Here is an 8,406-nt window from a genome sequence, read left to right as displayed (position 1 = left end):
TGTACAGATGGTCCCCGGGACAGGCCTTGTTGGCAAACCACCGGTGGACGGTCAGGTTCTGCCTGTCCACCTGGCCCACCAGGGACTTGTCCCCCTGCCACAGCAGCTTCGGAATCCCGTTGCGCTTGCAGATGTCGGCGCACAGTTCGATCAGGGCATGATACGCCTTGTCCGTGACGGCGTAGGGGTGTACCATATCGCTGGCCACCTCGATGGTCACCGCCCGGTGGTCGTTGGAGAAGCTGGAGGAACACCAGCTCATATTGGACTCATCAACAATGAGTCCAATCCTGCCGTCCTTGTCCACCACATAGTTGCAGGAAGCCCGGGTAGTTTCTTTTGCAAACCACGCACCGGCGGATTCTGCCGTAACCTGGCCCACATAGCAATGGATAGTGATGGTGTCGATGGCGTGATTTCTGGGGCGGGTACGGTTGGGAGACAGGCGGGTATAGACCGCCAGCGGGCTGTTACTCACCGCGCATCACCGCCGTCACGCAGTCCCGGTCCCCGGCGGAGCGCAGGTCGATGATCTCCGCCATATGGGCGGTATAGTCGGCGTTGAAGGTGTTGATCATGTCAGCCTCGTCCCCGTCGTCAAAGGGGCCGATCTCCCTGGCCACCGCCTTCCAGTCCAGGTGCTCCGCGCCGCCATAGTGGGGGGCACCCTCCTGACCGGCGTTCTTCACGTTGGAAAGAAACATGTTGACGCCTTCCTTCCAGCCCATATTGGCAGCAGTCCCCAGGTCGATGATCTCATTGACGTACTTGTGCAGCTTCTTGTTCATAGTCTTTTCTCCTTTGCGAATGTATTCCCACGCCGTCAGGCGTCGGGTCCGTTGATGATGGTTTCTGCCTGTTCGGCAGTCAGGTACTGAGGTACCATGGCGCGCACCTGCTCCTCATTGATCCGGTGCATTTTGAACTGAAGTAGGACGAATTCATACATCTATGTTCACTCCCATCATAGACAGCATTGCGCTCTCCAGGGCGGAAATTCGTTCCTCCTGCGTAGGCATCGGTGCAGGCAACGCTGTCCGGTCTGCAGCAATCTCTTCCAAAGTGCGATCCATCACTTTGCCGTCTACCAGCTTGTAGCAAGGAATGCCGTCCTCTGTGTAGAGGTTTCCATCAAAGTAGTTGGATTGACAGAGGTTGTATCGATCTCCATACCCCTTGTCAATCTGTACCCAACCTGTCAGATCGGCTGGCGTCGTGTAACCGCCCTCACATCGAATAATGCATCCTCGATTATCTACCTTGACGTAGACATGGGATTTGTCCATTTGATCATCTCCATTTTATATGTTCGAATTTAGCAGCATTTGAGTTGCATTCTTTGCCCTGATAAGATAAACGCCACCTTGAGTAAGCCCAGCGGACTCTACTGAAAGCGCAACCTGATTCTGCGACATTGTATAAAAACTGATAGAGCTGATAGCATATTCGTTTACGCCATCAAAAAGCTCTAGCGCAGAACAGTCTGCTTCAATACTCGGATTGACTCTAAGCGGAACTGGTGTGGTTATCATTATAGTGCAAAGCGTTGTACTCCTAGCAAGTCCCATAAAATAAAGCCCGCTTTGAACCATTGAATACACAACCTGGTACCTCTGACACTCCGCCAGCTGCAATCCAATCTTCATATCTTGTTGCGATATCATCTGCAAATTACTCTCGTCATCCTGATATACAAGAGTTTGGTTTTTGCCTTCCTCAATCTTCCATCCTTTTATATCAGCTGACAGAGAACTACCGTTTCCGGCGATAATTTCCAGTAGAACTGAATCTGCATCATCGGTTGCTGTGAATGAAATCGTTTTCACTTCGTAATTGTCGCCTTGAGTAAGGGGGATGGTATATGCAACAGTAGTAAGATTATTGCTCACCATAAAATACGGAGACCCTGTTGCACTATTTACTTTAATAAATACTGATGCTGTATATGTTTTTCCCGCTTTAAGCCCATTCGGAACTATCGCGCCGTATCGCGCTGTACTAGTCGCGCTTCCAGATATTTGTACTGATTCTACCCCATCTTGAATCGACACATCATATAGAACACCTTTTCTTCCGTCAAATGCATACTCTGTTGACCCTGTCTGATTGCTATAACTTGTCTGCCCAACTTGGTTTACAAGCGCAAGCGGGTTAAGTACACCGTTAGACCGCACCCCCGCTCCCAGGTTGGTGAGAGCGAGCTGGGGGGTGTTCAAGTTAGAGAGGTCCGTGTCTGCAAGCTGCGGTATCGCCGCTCCAACCTGCTCCGCAGCAGCCTGGGCATTGTTCACCTGTTGCATGAGGTAGTTGTATCCGTGCTGTGGTGTAAGACCCGCGCTGACTCCATCAGGAGATACAATCTGATTTGCCGCCCAGGTTTCCGGCAGATCCTGGGGCAAAGGTACGGTTATGGGGTTATTGGCCATTGCTATTCACTCCTTCAGCAACTGGGATTCGGTACTCCAGCAGGGTAGCTCCGGTGATTGGCACATAGACATTTGCACTTGTCAGAACATTCCCGCTCGCATCCAACAGTTCTACCGTGGTGATTGCGGTAAAGTCCCCCGCCGGAACTGTGAAATTGATTGTCAGCACGCTACCGCTCACAGATTTGGTGAGATCAGAAATAGAGATTGTTCCATTTATGCGGGCAGAAACAATTTCCCCGCTTACAAAGTTTGCTACTCCACTCAAAAGCAGCGGTTGAATAGATGGTGTAGTAGGCATTTTGATAATCTCCTGAGGCACATCCGTATAAAATGGAAGTCTTCCTAAGATCCACTGTCCCAAACGATAATTGGGTATCGGGGCTGGGTAGTCCGTCGCAAATGGAAGGATTCCTAAATTCCACGAGCCGAGTAAGTAGTTGAATGTCCGCCGGACCATGCTGATGGTTTCAGAAAGCAAAATCCCGGACTCTACATAAGGGGTATTCACATACACGATGTGGGCAGGCTTGATTCGGTTGACGGTGAAGGCCACCTCTGTGGCATAGGACTGGTTTTGCGCGTCGCTCTTGATGTACAGAGTGTAGTTGGGGTAGTCCATGTTTACCGACCACCGGCCCGGCCCGATCAGCTCATCCAGTTTTTGATATAAGAACCAGATGGTAAACGGCGGCCGGCTGGACAGACGGCTGATGACCCGGGCCTGCCGGAATCCCAAGGTCTCGGTCTGCGGATTCGGCACAATGTTCAAAATCTGCTCCCACAGATAAATGGATGCTTCATCCATCGTCTGGAAAAACATATTGTCCGTCACGGCCTGGATGGAGTCCGCCAGAGCCTCCATCTGCTCCCGCTCGGTCTGGCAGATCTGCTGGTAGTCCAATATCTCCCGATACCACGGCGGCAGCAGAGAGAGCATATCGGTATCAAACTGGATATTACTCACTGAGCGTCACCGTCCCCAGTATGGGCACCTGCTGGGAGGCCCCGGTCTGTGTCAGGGTCAGATCTGCCGTACCCCTATTGAGCTGCACATTGGTAGCGTTGACTACTCCGGTCACACTCAGTATAGCGGCCGTTATCCTGGCCACATAAACATTGGCGGCATAGGTTACGTCGGATGTGCTGGTATTCGTTGCCCAGCTCTGCCGGGTGGTCAGCAGATACGCTTCGATGGCCGCTTCGATGGGAGCCTGGACCTGACCAATTTCATAGCCCGGAGAGAGCTGCAATGTGGCGGACACATTTACCGTCAGCTCGGTGGGCGTAGTGATGGTCACCTGTGCCCCGATAGGGGCCAGCCCCAGACCCATGCCGCTGGTGGGCGGGTCGATGGCGGTCTGGACCGTCTGTATCAGATCTTCGGACGCCGGCAGATAGTCCGACCCCAAGATGGAGCAGGCCACCGTCCCCCCGCCGTTCCAGGTGGGGTACACCTGCACCGCTCCCACCCCATCAATGGCCAGGATGTTTTCCCGGTAGGCCGCGATGTTGCCGCCAAACGGCCGGTCATTGAGCGCATTGATCAGCCTGGTCCGAAGGGCGTCGTCGCTCTCAACATTGTCCCCCGGCACCAAAATTTCGGTCAACTGGGCAGAGGTAAGGCCGCTGATCACGGTAATGGGCAGAATCGGCCCGGTATATTCATTCCCGATGGTGCCCGGTGTTTCTGCGGTAAGCTGATATTGGTATTCTGTCTCGGTGGCAGCCGTCACGGTAAAGTTGATGGAGCTGGCGCCATTGATGGTGGAGAACCTGGCGCCAATAGGCACCGCCTCATTGAACACGCCCAGCATCACTGCCGCCGAAGCCTGGTTGCGGGTGATCCCGCCCAGCACCGCCAGCATGTCCAGCGCCTCCCCTACCGCAGTCTGCACAAATGCCTGCCGCTGCACCTGGTTCAATATGAGATAGAAGCCCTCCAGCACCCAGGCGGCCGGTCCCAGGGCGGTGGGAATCGGCGCGGTGTCTCTTTTATCGTAAGTGCTGGGCACCTGGGCAAGCATGGCCTGTAACAGGTTCTGGTACGTATCCTGGGAGAAATCAATCACGCGACGTTCACCTCCACCGTGGTTTGCGTGGCCCCGTAAACGGTGTTGACCGTAAATGAAGCCGTAAGGGTATTCCCGTTCGTGCTATAGGAGAAGTTGGATATCCCCCGCACCCGGTCGTCCATGGTTAGGGCCTGGGTGATGCGCCGCTGCAGCTCAGAAGCCACATAGCCAGGGTCCTGGCCGATCAGCCCCTCCCACTGCACCCCGGAATAGGTCCTGTAGATCTGCCAGCGGAACCGCTCCACATTGAGAAGGACGTCCACCGCCTGAGTCACCGCTGCAAGCCCGTCTATCTCCCCCTGGATGCGCCCAGTCTCCCGGTTGATGTACCAGGTCTTGGAGGGCTGCTGGACGAACTCCACGCCGTTGGTGAGATCCACAGCACTTTTCGGCAAAACCGCCATTAGGACACCTCCTCGAAAATTCTGGACAGTACGACAAACGCTTGTCCGCTGAGCACCCGGAGCAGGAGTACTTTATCTCCCACCTCCAGCGCCCGGTTCAGAATGATATAGCCGTTTTCTACCGGCAGGGGCTTTCCGTTTTCATAGCAGACGATACTGCCCAAAGAAGATGACGACACGACATCCCCCAGTGCCCCTGTGGTGGGATAGGAACCCGCCAGCTGCGTATCAGAGGGATACGACCCACCCAGCGCGTCCGCGGATGCATAGGAGCCATCCAGTGCGCTCTCGGTGGTCCCTCCTGTTATGGTGTGGGTATGCCCCAACCCGGTGATCCCATGGGTGTGGTCAAGCCCTCCAGTGTTGTGAGCGTGCCCCAGGCCGGTAACGCTGTGGGAGTGAGACAGCCCATTTACATCGTGAGCATGGGAGAGCACAGGGATCTTCTTTTCGATGACGGCCTCGGTGAGATACAACACTCCGGCCTTGATCGGGGGCATGGCTGGGTCTGTGGTGATCTCCAGCGGCCCTACCGCTGTAACGGTACCCACTCTTAGATCGGTAAGCTGGGCGGCCTTCATGGACTTTTGAACCATAAGATACAGGGTCTCTGTCAGATTCATACGCTCTCCTCAGATGGCCATGGTCTCAAAGTCCATGGTGTGTACATCGTTTTGCCAGGTGTGGGAGACCTTTTCCAGCAGCACATACTGGTCCAGGCTGATATCCCCCAGCCCCGGCACCTTCATCAGCACCATCATACCCGCCCTCAGCCCCGGCACACCCAGCGAGGACACAGACAAGGTCCTCAGCCGCCGGTTGTAGTATTTCAGCGAGGCGGCCGCCTGAGCCTCCATCTGAGCAGTGTTGACGTCCCCGTCCACTGTCTGATAAAGCTGCAGCAGCCCCCATTGCCCAATGGTGGCGGAATCCTGGGCGATTACCACATCGGCGTGTCCGGTTTCCTCGTTGGGCCGGGCCAGCTTCACGGAGTTGTAGGTCTGGGCATCTATGTCCGTCTTGTAGGTATAGTCCAGCAGCAGGGAGTTCTCCCCGATGAGCACATCGGACATCATATCCGCCGGCTGTTGGAGGGCCAGCCCGTTCCCGTCATCGTAAAATACATAGATGTTTCCGGTGTTGAGCAGGGTCTGCTGGACCGCGCTTTGGATGATATCAAGGCAGCTCTGGTCCTCCTCATACAGAGACGGGATCGCATACCCCGTATCCGAAATGGCCCCGGTGTCCACCTGAAGATCCCCTGCAATCTGCTGGATGATCTGGCCCACCGTCTGCCCGTAGAACCCATAGGAGGCATTTGCCTTGAGATAGCGCAGCCGGTCATAGCAGGTCACCTCAATGACCCCCCAGCGGTCTTTACTCTTGGTAAACACCCAACCGTAAAACTGCAGCTGGCCCTCCACAGAAAAGCGCACCACATCGCCCTCGGTAAAGGACAAGTCGCCCGACTTGATGATGGTAAAAGTCAGCTTGGCTGGAGCTCCGGTGCGCTGCGTCTCCAGGGAAATGGTAGTCACACTGTTAGAACATTCCCAGATCTTCCCGCTGGACTTGTTCTCGATCAGCAGCTCGGTTGTCATGTGGTGCTCACCACCTGGAGCGAGGCCGCCGTCACCCATCCGAGCGCCCCGCCGGATAGATTGGTGACATGGTAGGGATAGGCCCGGGACAGGTCCACAATGCGGGAGACCAACACCTGCTTTCCATTCCCGCTGCCGTGGGGCTCGTCCCCATAGCTGGAGTAATAATAGGGCCCGTTGAGGGTACAGGCAGACCCGACCACAAGCTGACCCTGCGGGATGGATCTGGCCGGCTCAGTCGTTACCTGTGCGGGCTGTGCGGCCGCCGCGGCGCTGCCGGCGTCCGTGGCGGATGCTGCGGCCTGCATGGTCTGCGGGGCATAGTCCTTATACTCGGTCACCTCCAGGTCATAGTAGAAGTCCCCGGTCTCCCCGCCCCGCTCCTCTGTGTCGAACCTGGTTACCAGGACCTCAAAGCCGGCGTCTCCGGTCATAAACGGCTCTCCGTTCTCATAGTAGCGAACCGGGGTGTACAGGATGGGCGCCTTTTCTTTCATGGCGGACTCAAAAAACTGGATGTAGAACTCAGGGGGCTGAAACTCATTGGGGGTCAGCACCAGAGGCGACACCCGCCCGGGGAAAAAGCTGGAGATCGTTACCACGCGCAGGGATGGGAGCCGGGGCACCGTGATAGGGCCCACCCCCAGCACGTTGTAGTCGTCGTTTTCATTGCCCCGGGCCACCGGCAGCTTCTCCGGATTGACCGGCAGGCGTATGACCATATTATCTCTGGTGAAAAACAGGCCAAAGTTGTTCGGCACACTCTCCCCTCCTTACGTGGGCATAGCGGTGGCTCGGACCGATGTGGACGGAATCTGTTCCAGGAGGACCGTCTGGATCGCATCAGCCAGGGCCTGGCGGTCCGCAGCAGTGTTGCCGGTGTTCTGGCCGTTGACATTGATCACCGGCGCCTGGCTGGTCAGGTTGACGTTTGCCACATACCGGCGCTCTACCACATCCACCAGGGACTGAATATCTTCATTGGACATATCAACAGACTTTTCAATGCCTTTTGTACTATTTGCGATATCCTCCAAAAGCTTATCTGTCTCTGAGCCAGGAACCGCTGGAGGCTCATATTCACTCATAAAATCTTCCATTGGGTCGCCTCCCTTGAACAGGTTTGCGCCCCAGTTGTATCCTGTGTCCCAGGCATCAGAAAGGTCAATGTAATCCCAGGCCTTGAAAAACTCCTTATAGGAGCCGCTCTCTATTGCTTTTGCCCTTTCTTGCTCCATTTTGTTGTACAAATTATCTAATCCTGATGTAAAGTTCAACTCAAATCCCGGGATTGAATTCAACAACTTCTCTAACGCACTGGCAATGCTGCTGACCCATCCAATACTTCTCAGCGCCATGTCGTAGAACAGGACTTTCACCGCCGTCACTGGGTCATTGAATACATTCCCGATAAAATTCCCCAACGCAGCAAAGGTTCTCTGTATGGGAATTACGATCGTATTTGCCAGGAACGCAAGCAGGGTTAAAAATGCTCCAGCTATGACCCCCGTTGCGCTTACCCCCGCTCCAGTAAAATGGTTGAATGCAGCAACCGCGGCATATATGACGCCAACCAACAGCATAATAATCATAACTATCCATGTAATTGGCGATGCCAACAGCACGCTGTTAAACTGGAACATCGCTGCCGATGAGGCCGCTGTACTTCCCCTAAGTACGCCAAAGCCAATGGAAAGCAAATTTACTGCAAATTGATACGCCGTCATAGCAGCTTCCGCTATCCGTGTCCAGTTTGCGGCCACCTGGAATATAACAAAAGCTCCCCCTATGCCCAGCAGCAGCGGAAGGATGATATCCAGATTGTCTATCAAAAATTCAGCCGCACTGGCCAACGCCCTTATCCCTTCCACTGCCATATTGATTGCAGTCTGCAAAGACT

At 54.8% G+C, this 8,406-nt stretch carries 11 protein-coding genes and 1 pseudogene; all 12 read right to left on the bottom strand.

Features of this window, described 5'->3' with window-relative positions; genetic code table 11:
* A partial coding sequence (locus tag B5F88_RS17830; protein WP_140402185.1) for a peptidoglycan recognition family protein occupies positions 1-478 on the bottom strand: 478 nt, incomplete at its 3' end.
* Positions 471-788 carry a hypothetical protein gene (locus tag B5F88_RS17825; RefSeq protein ID WP_087348720.1) on the bottom strand — a complete coding sequence of 106 codons (318 nt, stop codon included), beginning with the start codon at positions 786-788 and terminating at the stop codon, positions 471-473. The genes B5F88_RS17830 and B5F88_RS17825, both read right to left, overlap by 8 nt.
* Before the next feature lie 35 nt (positions 789-823).
* Positions 824-949 (bottom strand): hypothetical protein, encoded by a 126-nt coding sequence (locus B5F88_RS21880; RefSeq protein WP_275532957.1) that lies wholly within the window; start codon positions 947-949, stop codon positions 824-826.
* Complete coding sequence (locus tag B5F88_RS17820; RefSeq protein ID WP_087348718.1) at positions 942-1,286, bottom strand: hypothetical protein; 345 nt, start codon at positions 1,284-1,286, stop codon at positions 942-944. The genes B5F88_RS21880 and B5F88_RS17820 overlap by 8 nt, the downstream gene beginning before the upstream one ends.
* 15 nt (positions 1,287-1,301) lie before the next feature.
* Positions 1,302-2,426, bottom strand: a complete 1,125-nt coding sequence (locus B5F88_RS17815) for a hypothetical protein (protein WP_087348716.1) — start codon at positions 2,424-2,426, stop codon at positions 1,302-1,304.
* Positions 2,416-3,393 (bottom strand): putative phage tail protein, encoded by a 978-nt coding sequence (locus B5F88_RS17810; protein ID WP_087348714.1) that lies wholly within the window; start codon positions 3,391-3,393, stop codon positions 2,416-2,418. Before B5F88_RS17810 ends, B5F88_RS17815 begins: the two co-directional genes overlap by 11 nt.
* Positions 3,386-4,498, bottom strand: coding sequence for a baseplate J/gp47 family protein (locus tag B5F88_RS17805; RefSeq protein ID WP_087348712.1), 1,113 nt, complete (start codon positions 4,496-4,498; stop codon positions 3,386-3,388). Before B5F88_RS17805 ends, B5F88_RS17810 begins: the two co-directional genes overlap by 8 nt.
* Positions 4,495-4,905, bottom strand: a complete 411-nt coding sequence (locus B5F88_RS17800) for a DUF2634 domain-containing protein (protein WP_087348710.1) — start codon at positions 4,903-4,905, stop codon at positions 4,495-4,497. The genes B5F88_RS17805 and B5F88_RS17800 overlap by 4 nt, the downstream gene beginning before the upstream one ends.
* On the bottom strand, positions 4,905-5,528 hold the full coding sequence (locus B5F88_RS17795; protein WP_087348707.1) for a DUF2577 family protein: 624 nt from the start codon (positions 5,526-5,528) through the stop codon (positions 4,905-4,907). The genes B5F88_RS17800 and B5F88_RS17795 overlap by 1 nt, the downstream gene beginning before the upstream one ends.
* Positions 5,529-5,537: 9 nt before the next feature.
* Positions 5,538-6,506 (bottom strand): hypothetical protein, encoded by a 969-nt coding sequence (locus tag B5F88_RS17790; protein ID WP_087348704.1) that lies wholly within the window; start codon positions 6,504-6,506, stop codon positions 5,538-5,540.
* Positions 6,503-7,267 carry a hypothetical protein gene (locus B5F88_RS17785; RefSeq protein WP_242959870.1) on the bottom strand — a complete coding sequence of 255 codons (765 nt, stop codon included), beginning with the start codon at positions 7,265-7,267 and terminating at the stop codon, positions 6,503-6,505. The genes B5F88_RS17790 and B5F88_RS17785 overlap by 4 nt, the downstream gene beginning before the upstream one ends.
* A gap of 12 nt (positions 7,268-7,279) precedes the next feature.
* A pseudogene (locus tag B5F88_RS20855) lies at positions 7,280-8,406 on the bottom strand (hypothetical protein); the annotation flags it as partial.

The organism is Flavonifractor sp. An306, from assembly GCF_002159455.1.
Classification (GTDB): domain Bacteria; phylum Bacillota; class Clostridia; order Oscillospirales; family Oscillospiraceae; genus Flavonifractor.
The sequence above is the reverse complement of the archived record's forward strand: the minus strand, read 5'-3'. Positions and strand labels throughout refer to the sequence as shown.